Origin of the sequence: Micromonospora sp. NPDC049203 (genome assembly GCF_043197215.1) — a bacterium.
Classification (GTDB): domain Bacteria; phylum Actinomycetota; class Actinomycetes; order Mycobacteriales; family Micromonosporaceae; genus Micromonospora.
The window spans coordinates 429,797-449,214 of sequence record NZ_JBICSV010000002.1; the positions used below are offsets into that span (position 1 = coordinate 429,797).

Annotated in this window: 14 protein-coding genes; 4 read left to right on the forward strand and 10 right to left on the reverse strand. The window is 74.3% G+C overall.

Annotation, left to right across the window (positions count from 1 at the left end; all coding sequences use genetic code 11):
* The first annotated feature begins 105 nt into the window (after positions 1-105).
* A complete protein-coding gene (locus ACGFIA_RS06500) occupies positions 106-1,044 on the forward strand; it encodes a hypothetical protein (RefSeq protein WP_357387184.1) in 939 nt (312 codons plus the stop codon).
* The gene (locus ACGFIA_RS06505; RefSeq protein WP_357387186.1) at positions 1,041-1,940 is read left to right on the forward strand and encodes a GlcNAc-transferase family protein; all 900 of its coding nucleotides are present in this window, start codon (positions 1,041-1,043) and stop codon (positions 1,938-1,940) included. The genes ACGFIA_RS06500 and ACGFIA_RS06505 overlap by 4 nt, the downstream gene beginning before the upstream one ends.
* On the opposite strand, the gene ACGFIA_RS06510 is transcribed toward ACGFIA_RS06505, so the two are convergent.
* From ACGFIA_RS06510 to ACGFIA_RS06520, 3 genes are all read right to left on the reverse strand, one after another.
* On the reverse strand, positions 1,941-4,088 hold the full coding sequence (locus ACGFIA_RS06510) for a S8 family serine peptidase (RefSeq protein ID WP_393258965.1): 2,148 nt from the start codon (positions 4,086-4,088) through the stop codon (positions 1,941-1,943).
* Between the two features lie 257 nt (positions 4,089-4,345).
* The gene (locus ACGFIA_RS06515; protein ID WP_357387190.1) at positions 4,346-4,777 is read right to left on the reverse strand and encodes a hypothetical protein; all 432 of its coding nucleotides are present in this window, start codon (positions 4,775-4,777) and stop codon (positions 4,346-4,348) included.
* A gap of 40 nt (positions 4,778-4,817) precedes the next feature.
* Positions 4,818-5,219, reverse strand: coding sequence for a hypothetical protein (locus ACGFIA_RS06520; RefSeq protein WP_357387192.1), 402 nt, complete (start codon positions 5,217-5,219; stop codon positions 4,818-4,820).
* A gap of 332 nt (positions 5,220-5,551) precedes the next feature.
* Between ACGFIA_RS06520 and ACGFIA_RS06525 the strand changes: the two genes are divergently transcribed.
* Positions 5,552-8,410 (forward strand): CHAT domain-containing protein, encoded by a 2,859-nt coding sequence (locus ACGFIA_RS06525; RefSeq protein WP_357478813.1) that lies wholly within the window; start codon positions 5,552-5,554, stop codon positions 8,408-8,410.
* 78 nt (positions 8,411-8,488) lie between these two features.
* Here the strand turns inward: ACGFIA_RS06525 and ACGFIA_RS06530 are convergent, their stop codons facing one another.
* The 6 genes from ACGFIA_RS06530 to ACGFIA_RS06555 form a co-directional block, all read right to left on the reverse strand.
* On the reverse strand, positions 8,489-10,522 hold the full coding sequence (locus ACGFIA_RS06530) for a hypothetical protein (protein WP_393258968.1): 2,034 nt from the start codon (positions 10,520-10,522) through the stop codon (positions 8,489-8,491).
* A gap of 67 nt (positions 10,523-10,589) precedes the next feature.
* Positions 10,590-11,096 (reverse strand): GIY-YIG nuclease family protein, encoded by a 507-nt coding sequence (locus tag ACGFIA_RS06535; protein ID WP_393258969.1) that lies wholly within the window; start codon positions 11,094-11,096, stop codon positions 10,590-10,592.
* Between the two features lie 45 nt (positions 11,097-11,141).
* Positions 11,142-12,845 carry a bifunctional 3-(3-hydroxy-phenyl)propionate/3-hydroxycinnamic acid hydroxylase gene (locus tag ACGFIA_RS06540; protein WP_357387200.1) on the reverse strand — a complete coding sequence of 568 codons (1,704 nt, stop codon included), beginning with the start codon at positions 12,843-12,845 and terminating at the stop codon, positions 11,142-11,144.
* Between the two features lie 122 nt (positions 12,846-12,967).
* Entirely contained in the window at positions 12,968-16,096 is a 3,129-nt protein-coding gene (locus ACGFIA_RS06545) for a BTAD domain-containing putative transcriptional regulator (RefSeq protein WP_393258972.1), read from the reverse strand.
* Between the two features lie 31 nt (positions 16,097-16,127).
* A complete protein-coding gene (locus tag ACGFIA_RS06550; protein WP_357467964.1) occupies positions 16,128-16,667 on the reverse strand; it encodes a DUF1697 domain-containing protein in 540 nt (179 codons plus the stop codon).
* A 165-nt stretch (positions 16,668-16,832) separates the two neighbouring features.
* Positions 16,833-17,459, reverse strand: a complete 627-nt coding sequence (locus ACGFIA_RS06555) for a M23 family metallopeptidase (protein ID WP_357387206.1) — start codon at positions 17,457-17,459, stop codon at positions 16,833-16,835.
* Between the two features lie 215 nt (positions 17,460-17,674).
* Between ACGFIA_RS06555 and ACGFIA_RS06560 the strand changes: the two genes are divergently transcribed.
* Positions 17,675-18,901, forward strand: a complete 1,227-nt coding sequence (locus ACGFIA_RS06560; protein WP_393258975.1) for a hypothetical protein — start codon at positions 17,675-17,677, stop codon at positions 18,899-18,901.
* 26 nt (positions 18,902-18,927) lie between these two features.
* On the opposite strand, the gene ACGFIA_RS06565 is transcribed toward ACGFIA_RS06560, so the two are convergent.
* Complete coding sequence (locus ACGFIA_RS06565; RefSeq protein WP_357477249.1) at positions 18,928-19,389, reverse strand: HAD domain-containing protein; 462 nt, start codon at positions 19,387-19,389, stop codon at positions 18,928-18,930.
* Positions 19,390-19,418: the final 29 nt, after the last annotated feature.

The following is a 19,418-nucleotide window of genomic DNA, read 5'->3' on the forward strand; positions in this document are numbered from 1 at the left end:
CGCGGTGTCTCTCGGGCACGAGCCCCGGCGCCGCGCGGCGCTCCCGGCGGCCCGCGTGGTCGAATGCGCCGGCGCCCCGCCGACGAGGACCAGAGGAGGCCGGAGATGACGGACCAGGACCACCTGCACACCGCGCTGCTGCACCTCGGTGGCCGGGTGCCGGACGCGACGCTCGCCGACGCCCGGCTGCGGCTCGCCGACACCGGCACGGTGTCCCTGCCCGAGCCGCCCGGGCCGGTCGACCTGCCGTTCACCTTCGCGTCGGCCGTACCGAACCCGCGTGTCTTCGGCGGGCGGGTGCCGCCGCTGGCCGACCTGACCGGCCGCGAGGGCCTGATGGACGACACCGACCGGGTCGCCGTCGCCGCCGTGCGGCAACAGCCCGGCGCGGTGGCGCTGTGGCGCGGATGGCGGATCGCCCCGGAGTGGGCCGCCTCGGTGATCCCGCCCGCGCCGGTCTACGTGCTGGAGACGGAGGGGCCGCGGGCCGGGACGGCGGCGAACGTCATGCGGGCGCTGGGCGCCGCCGGAATCTCCGCCCCGCTGGTCGAGGTGTACCGGCCCGGCGACAAGCTGCCGCCGTACTCCGCGGCGGCCCGCCGGTCCGGCGCGCTGCTCTGGGCCGACCGGGACACCGAGCCGCCGCGGATCGCCCGCGTCTTCGACGAGGTGGACGACGACGGGGCACGCTTCGCGCCGGACCACGAACGGCTCTCCGGCACCGACCTCGCCCGGGCGGCGGCGTACCTGGAGACGGGCACACCGGTGCTCGCCACCACCGCACGCGGGCCCGACGTGGTGGAGCCCGAACGCGGCCGGGTCGTGCCGATGACCTACCGCACCGACGGCCGGTGGCTCTGGCCCGAGTCCGTCGCCTACTACCTGCGGGCCTACGGGCTGGCGCCGGAACCGGACCTGCTGGCCCACATCCGGTCGCGCGGCGGGCTGCCGCCGGTCACCGACCCCGCCGACGAGCACCGGGCGCTGGCGCTGCTGTTCCAGTCGTACGCCCTCGTCCCGGCGGAGGCGGAGGCGGAGGCGTGACGATCTTCGTGGCGATCGCGTCGTACCGGGACCCGGAACTCGTGCCGACGGTGCTGGACTGCCTGGCCAAGGCGGCGCACCCGGAGGACGTCCGCGTCGCGGTGTGCTGGCAGCACCTCGGCGACGAGGACATCTCCGCCATCCGGAACCTGCCACAGGTCGACGTGCGGGAGTACGACGCCCGGGACAGCCGTGGCGCCTGCTGGGCCCGGGACCAGACGTTCCAGCGGTACGGCGGCGAGGACTGGCTGTTGCAGGTGGACAGCCACACCCGGTTCGCGCCGGACTGGGACGTCCGCCTGATCCGGATGGCGCGGGAGACGGGCGCGGCGAAGCCGATCCTGACCGCGTACCCGCCGAGCTACGAGCCCGACCAGGAGTTCACCGGCGCGGGCGCGCCCGCCGAGATCATCGTCAGCGACTGGACGACGTTCGGCGTGCCCGTCTTCGGCCAGCGCCTGATCGAGGGGGCCGCGCCCGGCGTACCACCCAAGCCGGCGCTCTTCCTGGCCGCCGGGTTCCTCTTCGCGCCCGGCTCGTTCGTCGCCGAGGTGCCCTACGACCCGGGCATCTACTTCCACGGCGAGGAGATCACCCTGGCCCTGCGCGCCTTCACGTGGGGCTACGACCTGTTCCACCCCACCGAGGTGCTGACCTGGCACTACTACATCCGGCAGGACCGGCCGCGGCACTGGAGCGACCACGTCGAGCAGGACTGGGCCCGCTGCGAGGAGCTGAGCCGCCGCCGGGTGCTCTACATGCTGCACACCCCGCCGGCCGACCGGCTCGGCATCGGGCCGGTACGCACCCTGGAGCAGTTCGTGGCGCACACCGGCTGCGACTTCACCCGGCGCACCTGGACCGACATGCTGGCCCAGGAACTCGTGCTGCTCTGATCAGCTCCCCCGCGCCGGCTCCCCGGCCCCGCTCGACCAGCGGGTCTCGGCGATGGCGGTGGCGAGCCGGGCCAGCTCCGGATGCTGCCGCGCGTACGACGTGACGTGCTCGGCCAGCTCGTACTGGGACTGCCAACGGACCTTCCCGGCCCGGACCAGCGCCCGGTCCAGCGCGAGCGGGTCGCCGCGCAGGTGACGCCGGACGTCCACCAGGACGCCGGTGAGCGACTGCTCCTGCTCGTCGGTGCCGGGCAGCGCCGTCACCATGGCCGGCAGCGCGGCCACCGTGTCGTCGTCCATGCCCGGCACCAGGCCGATGAGCGCCTTCTCCCGCGCCTCCGGGCGGGTCTCGGCCAGGTACGCCATCCCCGCCTCGTCTGCGGCCAGGTGCCGCAGCGCGGGGTCGCGGCTCAGCTCCGCCACCGCCGCCGTCACGTCCGGCCCGACCGGAACGGCGTCGCCCGGAACGGTGTCCTCGGGGGCGGGGTCAGCGGGTACGCCGCCGGCGGTCGCCCCGGTGCCGGCGGGCCCGGTGTCCTCGGGAGCGGCGACGGCCGGCCGGGCTGATGCCGGGGCGGCGTAGGTCCGGTGAGGGCCGGCCTGCTTCGCGAGCGCCGCCTCGGGGACTGCTGGATCCACACGGGTCGCGGCCGGCTCCACCGGGGCAGCACCGGCGGACACGGCTGTCGTCGTGGCCGGCGCCGCCTCGGCCGATCCGGCACCGGCGCCCGTTGCCGCCCGGCGGCGGGCACGCAGGCCCAGCAGAACCGCGGCGAGCGCCGCCAGCCCGGCGAGCGTCAGCAACGCCGCCCGGCGGCCGATCCCGGTGGTGGAGCCGGACACCGGTTCGGCAGCCTGCGCGCGGGGCGCCTCCTCGGGCAGCACGGCCGTGACGGAGGCGGTCAGGTCGATCTCCGGCGCGACGCCGCCGGTGGTCCTCGCGGTCTTCAGCACCCGGTTGCGGACCCGCGCCGGGTCGAGGTCCGGGTACGCCGACCGGATCAGCGCCGCCTGCCCGGCCACGTACGCGACGGCGAGGTGGGTGCCGGTGCCGTTCACCGGCCGCGTGCCGGTGATGCCGAGGCTTGTCACGTCGACGCCGGGCGCGATCACGTCCACGCCGCCGGAGCGGTAGCGCTCGGCCGTGCCCCCGTCCGGACCGATCCCGCCGACGCGCAGCACCGCGTCGTGCAGGGGCACGTCCGGGTCCGGCGCCGCCGCCTCGCCCGCGGCGCCAACCACCACCACCGCGCCCTGGTCGACCGCCTCGTTGACGGCGGCCACCACCTCGGCCTGACCGAGGTCCACCTGCGGCCCGAGCGCGATGACCGACGCGCCGGAGCCGACCGCCGCCCGGATCCCCGCGACGCTCGCCGCGGCCGAGGCGCCGGGCGTCCGGCCCGCCACCCGGACGGGCATGACCGCCGCGTCCGGCGCGACCCCGGCCACCGTCGACCCCTTCACCGGCCGCGCCACGATCAGCCCGGCCATCGCCGTACCGGTGCCGAGACAGTCGGTGTCACCGCGGGCGGCGCCGGCCGCCCGGTCGACGCCCGTCGTCACGCGGCCGGCGAGCGAGGGCAGGCTGCCGGCGACGCCGGAGTCGACGACGGCCACGAGCTGGTCCCGGCCCCGGCTGTGCGGCCACGCCCGGTCGGCGGCGACGCGCGGACCGGCCCACGGCGACCGGGCGCGCGCCGTCGCGGCGGTGCGGCACCCCTTCGGCGGGCCGGCCGCCGCGTCGCCGTCGGCATCCGGTTGCCGCCCGGACGGCGTGGACGCGCCGGGCGTCCGCTTCGGGGCCGGCGGGACGCCCTGTCGGACCTCGCTGCCGTACGCGTCCCACGGCAGCACGAGCACCCAGCCGGCCCGGAGCCGGGCGCCGTCGGTCAGGGTGGCGCCGTCCGGCTGGATCCGCCCCGCGTTGAGGGTGAACAGCTCGGCCGACCGCGCGCCGTCGCCGAGGAACCGCTCCGCGATCTCGGTGAGGTTCTCCGGCTCGCCCTGGTGGGTGGCCCCGACCCGGTAGTACTTGACCTGTTCACCGTCGGCGCGGGCCGCCGGTGCGAGCGGGGCCAGCGCGAGCACTGCCACCGCGACGACGACGGCGAGCGAGGCCCGGACCACCGCCGGTGCGGTCCGGGTCACCCGCCACCACCCCGGGTGCCGGCGCCGGTCACGGGCGTGGTCGCCGTGGTACCGCGAACGCCGGGCGTCCGAACCATCAGTCATCGATCCACTCTTGAGCCCGGTCGAGAAGACTGTCCATACCAGACGGGCAGGCTAGCATCGCGGACTCCCGACGCCCGGCGGCGGTGCACCGTTGGGACGCTCCGGTCGAGTACGCGGTCATCCGCGGAGGGCCTGCCGCCCTCCGCGGATGTGCCGGAGCCACAGCCCGGGTGTCACTGTCCGAAGCTGCCCGAGGCCCTGGCGCTCTCCGCGTCGGCCAGCAGCCGCGCGATCGCCGTCTTCCGCCGGTTGACCACACCGGCGAAGTTCACCAGGATCCCCATGTACACGACAGTCTCCGAGGCCCACATCGCCAACCGGGAGCCCCCGCCGGGCTGCGGTTCGATGTCGATGGACAAGGTGATACCACCCCGGATTCCACGCCGCCGCATATTGATCATTCCCGGCCCGTTCGCGCCGGTCCACAACACTGCGCGGGGACCACCGAAGGCCCCTCGTACGACCTCGGCGGCCAGTGCGGTATCGCACGTGGTGTCGACGGTCGTGGTCGCCGTGGCATTTCGTGTCTCGACGAACTGCCAGACGAGAATGCCGATCAGTGCGGCCACGATGCCGAAGCAGACTAGTCCTTCCACGGTGTTCATTCCCTCCTTGCGATCGGACGAAGTCGACGCCGATCGCGGGTCAGCCGCGCTGCGCGCGGATCTGCTGGAGCCGTTGCTGCTCGTAGCCGGTGAGCAGGGCGTCCGGAAGCCCTCGCGCGGCCTTGAAGGCGATGCCCGCGTCGATCAGCGGCCACGCCGCGGGAATCGTCAGCACGTCCCCGCCGAACATCTCCCAGACGAGCCGGGCCGCGCCGAAGGTCGCGAAGCCGCCCTGATCGTCGGCGACGAGGTCGCCCAGGGCGGCCAGGAAGCCCTCCCGGTCGCTTCTCGCGTACTCGTACAGCGACCCGACGCGTTCCCACATGCTGCTGTCGTCGATCCCGCTGCCGTGCACGTCGAACGAGTACCGGCCGAAGAGGTCGAGCCACCGCAGCATGTCGTCCGGAAACGGCGAGCTGGACGGTCGTCGGAAGAATGCCATGCCCCCTGCTGACGGACAGCTGTCCGTCAGCAGGGGGCGAGGTCCGGCAGCCGGTGCCGGCGACGCACACGAGGACGGTCACCGCGTTGGTTCGACGCCCGCCACCTACCTCCTACGGATACCTGGCGCCACCCGAGGCGGCAGTGCGGGGCTGGGAGTGCCGCTACGACGGCTGCTGGACGAGCGACGTCCCGGCGCCCCGGTCGTGGCCGCACCCGTGTCCGACGTGCGGAAGGCCGACCGATGCGACCTTCGAGGAGCCGTGGGCGCACGAGGCCAGGGGACAACGGATCAGGCACGACCTGGACAGCCCGGACGACGACCGGCGGCGGATGGCCGAGGCCGCCCGGGATGTGTGGGCGTACAAGGACGCACACCTGCGGGGCAGCCCGGCCGAGGCTCACCGGGCGTGGACGGCGCACCGTCAGACCCGGCCGCGGCAGTGGCAGAGCACCGGCGACTTCAACCTCTGGCTGGGGAGGCTGGAGGACCTGGTCCGCGTCGCCAGCGCGTTCGACGACCTCGACCTGGCGATAGAGGACCTGCTGAGCTGCCATCCGTTCATCGACACGCGGAACGTGGACGAGGACAACCTGACACGGACGATGGCCCGCGCCTACGTATCCATGTGCCTGATGGTGTTGAAGCGCGAATCCTCGATCGGCCACCCGCAGGAGAACGCACTCTTCACAGCGCTGCGCGACGTCGCGGACCGCATCTCCGGCGTCCTGCTGCCCGCGCATAACGCCGCCTTCCGGAAGATCGCCGAGATGCGGGCGCTGCACCACACTCGCGCCGCTCTGGGGCGGAACAGGTCGGCCTCCTTTCTCGTGGCGGGTATGCCGGCCGTCCTGGCACCGCGCGTCCTCCGGGGAGGGCCCGCCCCGACGGGCGACGTGCCGGACCTCGCCACCGTTGCCCTGTCGGACGAGGGGCGCGTCCTCGCTGTCGCCGAGGCGGCCCTCGCCATGGCGGAGACCCACGACGACACCGCGCCGCTCGATCAGTTGATCGACCGGCTCGACCTCACCGGTTCCAGCCGTGGTCTGGTGTCTCTGCTGCGGGGCCGCCGTCACGTGCTGAACGGGAACCTCCGCGCGGCGGTCGTGGAACTGACGAGCGGCTGGCAGGCGCAGGACAGGCTCTCCCGGGCGTTGCGGCCCCAGATCCTCGCCACCCTCGGCCTGGTCGCGGCGGCCAGCCATCCGCATCGACTCGACGAGGGCATCAGATGGTGCCGGTCAGGCCGGGCCGCGGGCTCGCGGTGGTGGCGTCGTGCCACTGCCGCGGATGCCGCGCTCGCCAGGCTGCTGTTGCGACGGGCCGCGTCGTCCGGGGCCGCGTCCGCCGGCGACATACGCGAAGCGGTGCGCCTGGTCCGTGGCCGCTGCCGCCCCTGGCGCCGCCCGGACGCGGACGATCGCCTGCTGCTCCAAGAGGCGCTGTCCGCCCGGGACGCGCTGGCCGGCGTACCGAACGACGAGCGCCGCCACCGGGCGTGGCGCGAGTCGATGGACGCCACCGGGACCATCGCCGCGCGGGCCCGGCTGGCGGTGGCGTGGGCGGAGTGGGCCGTCGGCACTGGTGATGCCGGGTACGCCGCCGAGGCGTACCAGTACCTGGTGGATCTGGCCTCCCAGGACGCCGTCACGCGATACGGAGCGCGCGCGAAGCAGCGGGTTCTCGCCGCCGCGCAGGAGTACGCCGAGGAGGCCGGATACTGGCTGGCGCGAACCGGACGTTACCGGGAGGCGGTGCTCGCGCTGGAGACCGGCCGGGCCGTGGGACTGACCGAGGTGATCGGCCGGGACGACGCGGCGGTGCTCCAGCGCCTCGGAGCGGCCGGCCGGGCGGACCTCGCGGAGGAGTACCGGCATGCCGTCGAGGACTTCGACGATCGGACGCGCCTCTCCTCCCCCGATCTACGGCAGTCGTGGTCGCACCTCCGTGACGTCGCCGGGCGTGTCGCGGAGGTGACCGGAACGGACCCACTCGCCCTCTTCGCCGACTACGACACGATCACCGCCGAGACCGAAGACGGCGCTTTGGTCTACCTCGGCGCCGCGAAGGCCGGCGGGTACGCGCTCGTGGTCGCCGCACGCCACGACCCGCAGTACGTCGACCTGCCCGAACTGGACCGCGCCACGGTCACCGAGCTGGTCCGTGACGTGGCGGCCGGTACCCCGACGGCATCCGGTCGAACCGTCTCCTTGAGCACGAGCCCGCTCCTGCCCGGGCTCCGCGACATCGAACCGCTCGAAGCGACGGGCGTCGACCGGACTGCCGCGGCGCTTCGCACCCTCTGGGAGGCAGGGCTGATGAACGTCGTCCTGTGGAGTGCGAGGGGACGGGTGGTCACGCTGGTGCCCGTGGGCCTCCTGAGCCTCCTGCCGCTGCATGCCGCCGGAATGCCCGGCATCCCTGGCGACGAGGACACCGAATGGCGTCACGTCGGGCAGTTTTCGGCGATCCGGTACGCGCCGAACGTCCGGAGCCTGCGACGATGCCGCAGCACTGCCCGGCAACTCGCCGGCCCGGAGCAGACACTGCTCGCCATCGACGTGCCCGACGGGCACGGCACGAGCCTCGGCGAACACCTTCGGTATGTCGGCCGGGAGACCGCCGAGATCACCCGCAGATGGAACGGCAGGCCGACGTCGCCACGGCACGGCTGCACCTGGGCGGAGTTCCATGCCGCAGCCGACAGACACACCGTGTGGCACATCGCCTGCCACGGCAGCGTCGACCCTGACTCGATCATGGACAGCAGGCTGTACTTCGCGGACCGGCAGGTCACGCTCGAGGAACTACGCCGGACCTTGAAGCCGAGCCGCCGCCGCCTGGCGGTGCTGTCCGCCTGTCAGACCAACCGCAGTGGATCGGCGCTGCCCAACGAGACTGTCGGCCTGCCCTCGGCCCTGATCCAGATCGGGTTCGCCGGGGTGATCGCGACCGCCTGGTCGGTCGACGATCTCGCCACCACCTACCTGATGGTCACGTTCTACCGGCTGTGGTGCCAGGAGGGCTGCGAGCCTGCCGAGGCGCTCAGCCGTGCCCAGCGGTGGCTCCGTACCGCGACGCGGACCGACCTGGCCGCCCTGCTGCCCGATGTCGAGCCGCCGGGCCGGGCGGACGACCGTCCCTACGTCGATCCGAGGTACTGGGCCGCGTTCGCCTACACGGGGGCATGATTCCCGGCACACCCGCCAAGGCGTCCTAGGAGGCTGATGTGCCGGGCGGCGCGGCGCCGGCAGCGAGCGGCCGCTACGTCACGGGCAGGGCCCGCCCCCGCAGACGTCGATCACCTTGCCGGTGAGCAGGAACACCGCCTTCTGCCGCTGGGCGCCGGGCTGGGCGCGGGGGAACTCGTGCGAGTCCTCGCCGTACTCCGGTCCGGCGGGCGCGAGGTTCGTCGTCGGCGGCGCGTACGCGGCTCCGCTGTTCCAGACCACCATCGCCGAGCCGGCGTACGGGTACCTGCGGATCGGCGCGATGCCCCAGAACGGCCGCACGTCCGGTGACCAGCCGTCGGCGAGCGCCGGGGCGTGCAGGCGGGCGCCGATGGTGCGCGCCTGCACCTCCGCCGCGGCGGTCGACACCTGGTGGTCGCCGAACGCCACGTGCATCAGCACCCGGTGCGCCGGGGTACGCGGCAGCGGCCGGTCGGTCATGTGCTGGGCGTACCCGTTGGCCTCGGACCGGTCCCACAGCATCTGCAGCAGGCCGAAGATGAGCTGCTGGTCGATCCGGTCCGGGTAGTAGCCGTCCATGACCGTCTGGAACGGGGCGAAGTCGACGCTGCGTTGCAGCAGCGTGGAGTAGTTCATCGCGGGCACGCCGAGCACCGAGCGGGTCCAGTCCTGGGCGATGGCGGTGAGCGCGCCGCCGTTGATGCCGCCCTGGCTGTTGCCGTCGTAGTGCAGTCCGCCGGCCACGTCGATCAGCGGCCGACCGGCGGCGTCGCGGAACGCCGGGTGGGCGGCGAACCCGTTGCGGTGGATCATCGTCCGGCCCAGGAAGAGGAAGTTCAGGAAGCTCTGCTGGAGCCGGTCGGCCACCGCGGGGAAGGCACTGAGGTCGGTGAAGGCCCCGGCGACGTACGGGACGTCGGCGGCGGCCATGCCGATCCAGCTCGTCGCGCAGAAGGTGAAGTCGTACGTCTGCGACATGGTCTTGACATTCGCGGCGTTGATCTCGGTCGGGCGGCCGAGCAGGCCGTGGCCGTAGAGCGAGAGGTGTGCGGGTCTCGTGGCGGACGCGCTGCGCGGGATGTTGCAGACGAAGTCGGCAGCCACCGTCGTGCCGGACGGTGTGGGCAGCGCGTCGCGTGTCGGCGGGGTGCCGTCGCCGCCGGCCGGCCCGTAGTGCAGCCGGGAGCCCGGCCCGCCGTCGCCGGTCAGGTAGGACGGCACGGCGACGGTGCCGGTGACCTGCCGGGCGATCAGCGGGTCCTGCTCCGGCGTGTAGTCGGTGACCTGCGAGACGGTGAACGTGGGCGCGCGGCGGCCGAGCGCGGCGAACGCGCCGTCCCGGACCGCCAGCATCCGCCCGGTCAGCCCCTGCCGGCTGGCCACGGTGAAGTCCCAGGCCAGGTAGAGGCTGTGCCGCTTGACGCCGGCCCGGTTCAGGTCGGCGAGGATCCGCTTCATCTGCGGCGCGCGCGGGTCACGCCGGTCCAGGCCGGAGCCGGTCACGTACTTCCGGAACGCCTTCGGCGCCGGGATGAGCGCGCCGTCGCCGTCTCGCATGCCGCGCAGGCCGACGACGTACCTCGTGCCCTCGGTCAGCGCGACCGCCGGCCGGATGATCAGCGCCTGCCGGTCCGGGCTGCCGGCGGCGTGCGCGTCCAGTTCGGCCCAGTGCGGCGTACGCCTGCCGGTGCGCGCGTCGAGCAGCACGATCGGCGCGTCCGGCGCGAGCGATCGCGCGACGTCGGTGACCGGCGCGATCCGGGTCCGCGCGGCGTCGAGACCGGGTACGCGCGCCAGGATCGGCGAGCCGGGGCTGAACCCGTCCTGCCGGTTCCATTCGGCCGGGTCGATCGGCACTCCGAGCACGTTGGCGGGCATCGCGGAGGCCGCGAACCGGACCCGCTTGCCGGTCGGGGTGCTGCGGTCCGGCACTGTGAAGTAGTCGTTGGGGAACGGCAGCAGGCAGGCCGCCGGGTCGATCGGGTCGCAGGGCCGCTGCCCGGCCGTCGCGGGAGGCGCGGACGGTGCCGCGGCGGCACCGGAGCCGAGCAGCACGGCCGACGCGGTCACCAGCGCGGACACGGCGAGACGGAGCCGTCGGGGTGTGCGCACGCGCGTCTCCTTCGACATCGGACGGTGGTCTTCTTCCTACGCTCGTGAACGGATCTCGGCAAGGCACTCACGTCCACCGGAGGACGTCATGAGCACTCCCGCCCCCACCCCACCGCCTCAGCTCCAGGTCGCCCTCGGCACGCCGGGGATCCCGGCTCGGTGGATCCCCCTCGCCGAGCGCGAGGGGGATCGGACAGGGCTCGTGGCCGGCCAGCCAGCGTTGCTGCCGCGGCGGGGGCAGGACCCGGTCCAGTTCGGCGGCGCCGAGCCGGCCGGCGGTGTGCACGACGTTGCGCAGCCGCACCCCGGCCGACTCCCGCCTGCGGATCTGCTCCCGCTCCTCGTCGTCGAGTCGATCGCGGGGTACGCGCCGGAAGGCGATCTCGACGATGTCGTGCCACTTCCGGCGGTGCATGCCGAACCGCGCCACCACGTCGACGGCCTGCCCCACGTACCGCTCGCCGTCGGCGGAGGTCAGCTCGTAGATGCCACATCGGCCGCGTGACTTCGGCAGCAGGTGCGCTATCGAACCCACACCGTCGACAGTCAGCTGGTCGACCTCCGTGCCGTCCACAGTGAACGATGATAGGCGCGTCAGGCACTGCCTCCGGGCGTCAGGTCACGAACCCGGTGCCGCCCCGAGCCCCGACGTCTCCGCCCGGGCCCGGTCTCCGTCCGGCGGTACGCCGAGAGCGGCCGACAGGACCCGTGCGGCCCGCTCGGCACCGCCGGCCGTGACCAGGGCGAACACGAACCGGTCCGGCCGTAGCACCACCAGGTCGGCGCCGTGCCGCCGCAGCCACCCGCCGAGCACCCCGTCGGCGTCCACCACGTCGACCCGGTCCGGCCCACCGGCCACGGGAGGGCCGGAAAGCGGATCCGGCAGGTCGCCGGACGAGCCCGGCAGGCCGGCGAGCGGCGTGCCGGACGGGTGGACCGCGACGAACCGCACCGGCAGCCCCGGCCGCCACGCTCCGAGCGGAGCGTCCACTCCGGCGGCGCCGAGCACGACGAAGCCGTCGCCGAGCGCCTCGTCGAGCAGGCACTCGCCGGGCACGCCCGGGATGAGCACGCGCGGCTGGGGGAACATCGTGCCGACCACGCCGTCGCGCCGCCCGCCGGCCATCAGGCCCCGCCGGTACGCCGGCACCGGCTTGAACTCGAACCGCTCGACGAACCGCCGTACCCGGGGGATCGTCTGGACCGCCCGCAGCGCGACGTCGCGCACCCCGGCGGTGACCCGGTTGCGGGCCAGGAAGACGCGTCCCAGCCGGACGCTCGTCTGCGCCATCTCCACCGTGTGCGGGCGCCGCTCCGTCTCGTACGTGTCGAGCACCGCGGGATCGGCGGCGCCGGACAGCACCAGCGACAGCTTCCACGACAGGTTCGCCGCGTCGCGCAGGCCGCTGCACAGGCCCTGGCCCATGAACGGGGGCATCTGGTGGGCGGCGTCGCCGAGCAGGAACACCCGCCCCTCCCGCCACCGCTGGGCGATGAGGTGGTGGAAGGTGTAGACCACCGCGCGGGTGACGGCGAACCGATCCGGGTCGACGTACGGGGACACGAGCGCGGCTACGGTCTCCGGCCGCCGCATCCGCGCCTCGGTCTCACCCGGGCGCAGCATGAACTCCATCCGGTAGCTGCCGGCCGCGCCGGGCGACACGAACGCCGGGCGCTGCCAGTCGCAGACGAACGTGGTGTCCGGCACCCGTACCGCCTCGGGCGGCACGTCGCCGGAGACGGCCAGCCACGGCTCGGCGTAGCTCGCCCCGGACAACGGGATCCGGACGGCGGCGCGGGTGGCGCTGCGGGCACCGTCGCAGCCGAGCACGTAGCGGGCGCGGACCGCCCGCCGCTGCCCGGTGCCCACGTCGGACAGCAGCACCGTCACGCCGTCCTCGTCCTGGGCCAGGCCGACCAGTTCGGTGCCGAGCGCGAGCTGGACGTGCGGGAAGCGGTCCAGCCCGGCGCGCAGCGTCCGTTCCAGTCGCGGCTGGTCGAAGAAGCGCAGCGGCGCGTGCCCGTACCCGAAGTCCGTCTCGGACAGCTTCATCCGGGCGAAGGTGCGGCCCGCGCGGTTGACGTACTCGACGAGCGGCGGCGCGATCGTGGAGTCGCGTACCTCGTCGAGCAGGCCCGCCTGCTGGTAGACGCGCAACGCCTCGTCGTCGCAGGAGAAGGCCCGCGGCTGGCCGTGCGGCGTGGCGCTGCGCTCCACGACCAGCGTGGTGACGCCGCGCGCGCCGAGCAGGTTGGCGGTGAGCGCACCCACCGGCCCGCAGCCGATCACGGCGACCTCGACCTCCGGCTGAACTGATCCCATCAGTGGTGCCCCTTCGAAACGTGCCCCGGGACGGCTCCGGCCGCCCTACCCGACACCGACCAGGGCACCAGCCCGGCGTGGAAGGGGCGTGGAGAAGGCGTGGAAGCGGGCCTCCACACCGGTCAGAAGCCGGTGAACCGGGGCAGCAACAGCCCGGCGCCGTGGTCGGCGGCGATCCGGGCGCCGAGGTCCCACTCCGCGCGGTCGCGCCGGGCCGCGCCGCGGATCCGGTGCAGCTCGGCCACGAAGACGCGCTCGCCGACCCGGTCCGCCACCGCCAGCGCCTCCCCGGCCAGCGTCGCCGCGGTGTCCGGACGGCCGGCGGTCAGGTACGCCTCGGCCATCGCGCAGAGCGTGATGGTCCGGGTCGAGCGCAGTCCGGGCCGGTAGAACTCGTCGGCGGCGGCGCGCATCGCGTCGAGCCGGCCGTGGTCGCCGCCGCGCGCCGCGGCCCACTCCAGGAAGTACGCGCCGGTGGCGGTCATGTGCGGCAGTCCGGTGGCCCGGCCGATGTCCCGGCACCGCCGTCCCGCCGCGTCGGCCGCCGCGACGTCGTGTTCCTGCATCGCCAGCCAGGCCGCGTAGAGCGCCGCGTTCGCCCGGCCGTACGGGTCGTCGAGCTCCTCGGCGAGGGCCTCGGCGGCGGCGATGTCGGCCCACGCGCCGGCCGGGTCGCCGCGCATCGAGCGGACGAGCGCCCGGAAGTTGTGGCAGGCCAGCACCGGCCGGCGGCCGGCCTCGCGGCGCAGCAGCGCCCGGTCGACGGCACGCAGCCGCTCGATCCCGGCGGTGAGCCGCCGCTCGCCCTCGGCCTGCCGGCCGGTGAAGTAGCCGACGGCGCCCAGCAGGTACTCCCCGGCCACGGCGATCAGCCCGCTGCCGTCGTCGGGTGCCCGCACGAGCCGCCCGGCGAGGTCGGCGCAGATCGCGTACTCGGCCCGGTTGGCGGCCAGTTCGCCGAGCGCCCAGAGCGCGGGCCCGATGTCCGCGTCCGGGCCCACGAGTGTCAGCAGCTCACGGGCGCGGGCGCAGACCCGGTCGACAGCGTCGCTGCCGACGCCCACTGTCATCTGGAGCAGGGACGCGCGGTGCAACTGGACGGTCAGCTCGGTGGCTGCCGCGTCGGGCGACACCGGCGCGGCCGGGGCCAGGCGGAGCGCGGCCCGTCCGAGGTGGCCGAGCGCGTCCTCGTAGGCGACCCGCCGGGTGGCGTCGTCGGCGGCACGCAGTGACCACCGCAGGTGGTCCTCGCCGTGGCCGAGCCCGATCGCCTCGCCGTAGTGGTGGGCCAGCTCCGCCGGTGCGGTGCCGGCGGTCCGCTCGTACGCGGCGGCCAGCCGGGCGTGCAGCGCGGCCCGGCGCGGCGGGACCATCTCGGCGTGGGTGACCTCGGCGATCAGCGGATGACGGAACGCGAGCGCGCCCGGACCGGTCTCGACGACAAGCGCGGCCGGGTACGCCGGGGCGAGGTCCTCGGCGACCGCCTCGGCCGTGCGGTCCAGCGCCGCCGCCAGCACCGCCAGGTCCAGGTCGTGTCCGGCGACGCTGAGCAGGTCGAGGCAACGCCGGGTGGAAGCGGGCAGCCCGGCCAGCCGCAGCCGCACCGTGTCCCGGATGCTCGGCGGCAGCTCCGCGTCGGCGCCCGCGTCGGCCCGGGACCGTAGCAGCTCGGTGAGGAAGAACGGGTTCCCGCCGGTGCGGGTCACGAGCCGGGTCACCTGCGGCTCCGGCGGCGCCACGCCGGTGCGGTCCCGGACCAGGTCGGCGACCGCCGCGGCGTCCAGCCCGGCGAGCCGGGCCTGACCGAAGCCGCGTCCGCGCGCCAGCTCGGCGACCGTCGCCATTAGGGCCGGATCGTCGTCGTACGGGCGCAGCGTGGCGACCACCAGCGCCCGCGACGCCGGCAGGGCGGTGGCGAGGAACCGCAGCAACAGCAACGAGTCCGGGTCGGCGGCGTGCAGGTCGTCCAGCACGACGAGCAGCCCGCGTTCCCGGGCCGCCGCGTGCACCAGGTCGGCCACCGCCTCGTACACCTGGAACCGTGCCGTGGGGTCCAGACCGTGACTGTCTGCCGGCCCGGCCGGCGAGCCGGCGGCGAACCCGTCCAGCCGGTGCGCCGAGCCGGCGGCGTGGGTCCGCGACATCGCCGTCAGCGCGCGTACCACCTGGCTCCACAGCCAGAACGGCGGTGCCTGCCCGACGTCCGGACAGCGACCCCAGACCACCGGGACGCCGGTCGCGGCGGCCCGCGCGCCGAGCGCCGCGGCGAGGCTGGTCTTCCCGATGCCGGCCTCCCCCACCAGCGCGAGCACCCGCCCGCCCTGCCCGGTCGCCGCGTCCAGCGTCTCCCGCAGCAGTTCGAGCTCCGCGTCCCGCCCCACGAGCGGCCCGCCGTCCCGCTCCGGCGCCACCCCGGCCGGACGTCCGGCCGCCGCCCGGCCGCCGGCTCCGGCCGCGGTGCCGGGGTCCTGCGGTACGGCGGGCTCCGCCGGTACGGTCTGCGCCAGGATCAACCGGTGCGCCGCGCGGATCTGCTCGCCGGGGTCGAGCCCGTACTCGCCGGCCAGGATCCGGCGTCCCTCGTCGAAGACGGCGAGCGCCTCGGTCTGCCGTCCCGACCGGTACAACGCCAGCATCAACTGCGCCCGGGCGCCCTCACGCAGCGGGTTCGCCGACATGAACCGGCGCAGCTCCGGCAGCAGCGTCGCGTGCCGGCCGGCCGCGACGGCGGCTGTCAACCGCCCCTCCTCGGCGCTGGACCGCAGCTCGGCCAGCCGGGCCGCCTCCGGGCGCACCGCCGCCAGGTCGGCAACGCCCGCCAGCGGCTCACCACGCCACAACGCCAGCGCCTCGGTGTAGATCCGCTCGGCGTCCGCCGGCCGCCCGGCCGCGAGCGCCTCCGCCGCCCGGTCCACCAGGGCGCCGAACCGGACCGCGTCCAGGGCGTCGGCGTCCACCCGCAGTTCGTACCCCCCGGGGTGACCGCGCAGGACGCGCGCCGGCTCGCGGTGGGACCGTTGCGGTTCCACGGCCCGGCGCAGCCCGGCGACGTACGTGCGCAGCGTCGTCTGGGCGCTGGCCGGCGGCCGTCCGTCCCAGAGCGCGTCGACCAGCCAGTCGGCGGCGACGAACCGGTTCGGGCGCAGCAGGAACAGGGCCAGCAGGGCTCGCTGCTTCGGCCCGCCGAGCGGCGCCACCCGCCCGTCGCGGACGACCTCCGGCGGACCCAGCACCCGGAACTGCACAGTCACCTCGACGACGACCCTCGTGTCCGACGCCGGGTCAGGCCGCCGCCATCTCCCGCAACTTCAGCACCGAGCGCCAGTTGCGTGTCGTCCCGACCATCCCCGTCTTCTTCTCCACGAAGGCGTTGCCGATCTTGCTGCGCCCGTACCCGTCGGGCACGTGCACGAACACGTCCCGGCCGACGAGCGTCAGCGTCCCGGTCTCGCCGGGCGGGGACGCGAGCGCCGCCTGCTTGTCCGCGCCGGGATCGCTGCTGAGCATCGTCACCAGCAACTTCGTCAGATCGGTCTGCCCGGCGGCGTACGGATTCGCGGCGATCATCGCGTCCAGCTCGGCCAGGCTGCGCAGGAGCACGGGCACGTCCCGGCCCCACCGCCGCTCGATGGCCCGGCCGATCTCGGCGAGGATCGCGGCCTCGTCGGTCTCCGGACAGCCGAACACCACGTTGCCGCTCTGGAGGTAGGTCGCCACCTGGTCGAAGCCGCAGGAGACGAAGACCTCCTTCAGCTCCGCCATCGCCATGGAACTGGCGCCACCGATGTTCACCGCACGCAGCAGAGCGACGTATCTCGCCATGACTCGGGATGGTAACCGGCAGTGGCGTCACCGTGGTACGTCCGTGACCTCGACGCACCGGCCGACAGTCGCCTGCGTACGCTGTCCGGGCAGGCCGGCGGTGCGAGCCGGCCGCCTCCCCGCCGGTTCCCGGCACTGACGTCGAGGTGGGACTGACCGACCCGATCACGGGCGCGGCGGCGCGCAGTTCGCGCTCGTCAGCCGCACCGAGTACTCGCGGTCGTCGGACGTGATCCCGGACGGCACGCCGTCGAAGTGAGCCTCCACCTTCTCCCAGCCCCGGCGCTGCTCGTAGTGCAGGTGCGGGGCTCCGGAGTTCCCGGTGCTGCCGACCCGTCCGAGCTGGTCGCCCCGGGCCACCCGCTGACCGGCCCGCACCGACGGCGGTTCGAGCAGGTGCAGGTACTGCGTCTCCCACTTGCCACCATGGTCGATCTTGACCCAGTAGCCGCCGCCCCGCCCGCGCGGCCCGTCCGGGTCCTGCGGGGTACGGCCACCCAGCGAGCCGTTGATCCCCGCGACGGTGACGGTGCCGTCGGCGGAGGCGAGCACCGGCCGCCCCCACGCCTCCCCCGCTGTCGGGAAGAAGTCGACGTCGTAGTCGTCGTGCCCCGGATAGGTGGACAGCCGCCACGTCTCACCGCACGCCACCGGGAGCTGGAAGTCCGGTCGGGGGCCGGGCGGCCGCACCAGCGGCACCACGACCGCCGCGACGGCGGCGAGCGCAACGAGGACGCCGACGATCAGTAGGACGCGCGGGAGGCGGGAGCCGCGGGGGCGCTCGGTGGTCATCGTTTCGAGCATGACAGGCCGTGTCCGGTGGCAGACACGGGTCTGCCGATCAGCGACGCACTGGCTAGTCTCATGGCGCTCGCCACGACTAGGAACGGCGGAACGGCGTGACGGACCATCAGCAGGTGCCGGTGTGGACCCTGGCGACGGAGCCCGGGAAGATCTCGCGGGCGGCGGAGCTTCCCGTGGACCACAAGGGCATGTCACCGGAGCGGTTGGCCGGGCTGCGGCAGGCGCTCGCCGCGTTCCTCGACACGCCGCTCGTCACGGTGGAGGCGTACCCGCTTCCGCCGGCGACGGACATCCGAGGCGGACGGCTCCTCGACGCCGCGTCGCCGCTCGCGATGGAGCTCCGGCGGCTGCTGAAGACGCCGAACGCCGGGTCCGCGGCGACGGCCGCCGCAGGGTCGACGGAGACGCTGTACCGCATGGTCGTGCCGAGGTCGGTGGCCTCGCAGCTCGGTGACGGTCTCGTCCGGTCCATGCCGTCCAAGGCCGTCGCGGGTGGCATCCATGGCGATATCCTCGGCAGGACGGGCATCGTGCAGAAGGCCACCTTCGTGCCGGTGGCGGCCGACGCGTCCCGGCCGGGCGTCACGGGGGCGGTGAGCGGCACCGCGAAGGCGGCGACCACCGCCGGTATCGTCACCGCCGCGGCATCGTTCATCCTGCTCGCTGTGGCGACCGCCGCGAGCGTGTACGCCGAAGAGCAGCGTCGTAAGGCCATGGAGAGGGTCACCGAGCTTCTCGAGGAGCTGACCGCCGAGAACCTCGACGCGGAACGCGACCGCCTCCACGGCGCGACGGCGGCCGTCGAACGGGCGACCGCGCTCCTGCTCGACAAGGGTGAGGCGGGACATTCTCTCGGCCTGGACGCGGCCGTACACACGGTCGACACCGCCATCGCCGCGGCCCGACGCAGGGCGGGCGCATGGCGGGCGAAGGTCGCGGCGTTCTCATCCGACGGGGTGGAGGTCGCCGACCTCATCAAGGTCTTCCCCGGGATCGACAAGCCCGACGGCGCCTTCCGCGTCGAGCTCCGGCTGGCGTCACTGGCCATCGCGACGAAGCGACGGGTCGCGGTGCTGCAAGCCGTCGAGCACGCCCAGAAGTCGCCCGAGCTCAGTTTTCGCCGCTTCACCGCGATGTTGCAGGACGAGCAGCGGAGCGTGGACGAACTCCAGGACGAACTGCACGCGCTCCTCGGCGCCCTCGCGGACCTGCGGCTGCGGGCACCCACCAAGAGCTTCACCGATCGCCTGCTGACCCAGGGCGAGGTGAACAACCTGCTCGCCTGGCCGGGTCGCCTGCGTCAGCTCGCGGCCGAGGAGACCGTGTCCGTGTCGGATCTGCCCGATGTCGAGATCGGCCTCGTCGAGAAGGAGGACGGGAAGGTCCTGGTGCTGCCCACCCGGGCGTTGCCACGCGACCGGGTCGCTTAGGGGCGCGCGGACGCTGACACCAGGTCCTATCCCCTCAGCCATCGCGCGACGAGTCGGTGGTCCGCGTCGGTGAGGCCGCGGCGGGCATCGACGCGGTGCAGGAGCGCCGGCGCGCCGTGGTTCCCGGCCACCCACCTCCGGTCGGCGTCGGTGATCTCGTCGTCCAGCCAGACGAACCGGCGTCCGGCGGCCCACTCGACGAGCCGCCGTGTCTTCCAGTGCAGCCGACCGCCGTCGTCCTCGTCGTCCGGCCAGTCGACGACCGGCAGCGGAGGCAGCCCGAGCCGCGGCGCGAGCACCTTGTTGGCGTCGTGCATCCAGGTCGTGGCCCACACGAGATCGCACGGCAACGCGGCGACCCGCCGGCCAAGGCCGGCGTCCAGACCGGCCAGCAGTGGGTTGGTGCCGTCCTCCGGCGGCCCGGCGGAGCCGCCGAAGGGCAGAAGCGTCCCGTCGACGTCCAGGAACAGCAGCGGACGATCAGTCATCGCCTGCCGCGCCGGAGGGTTCGCCGGTC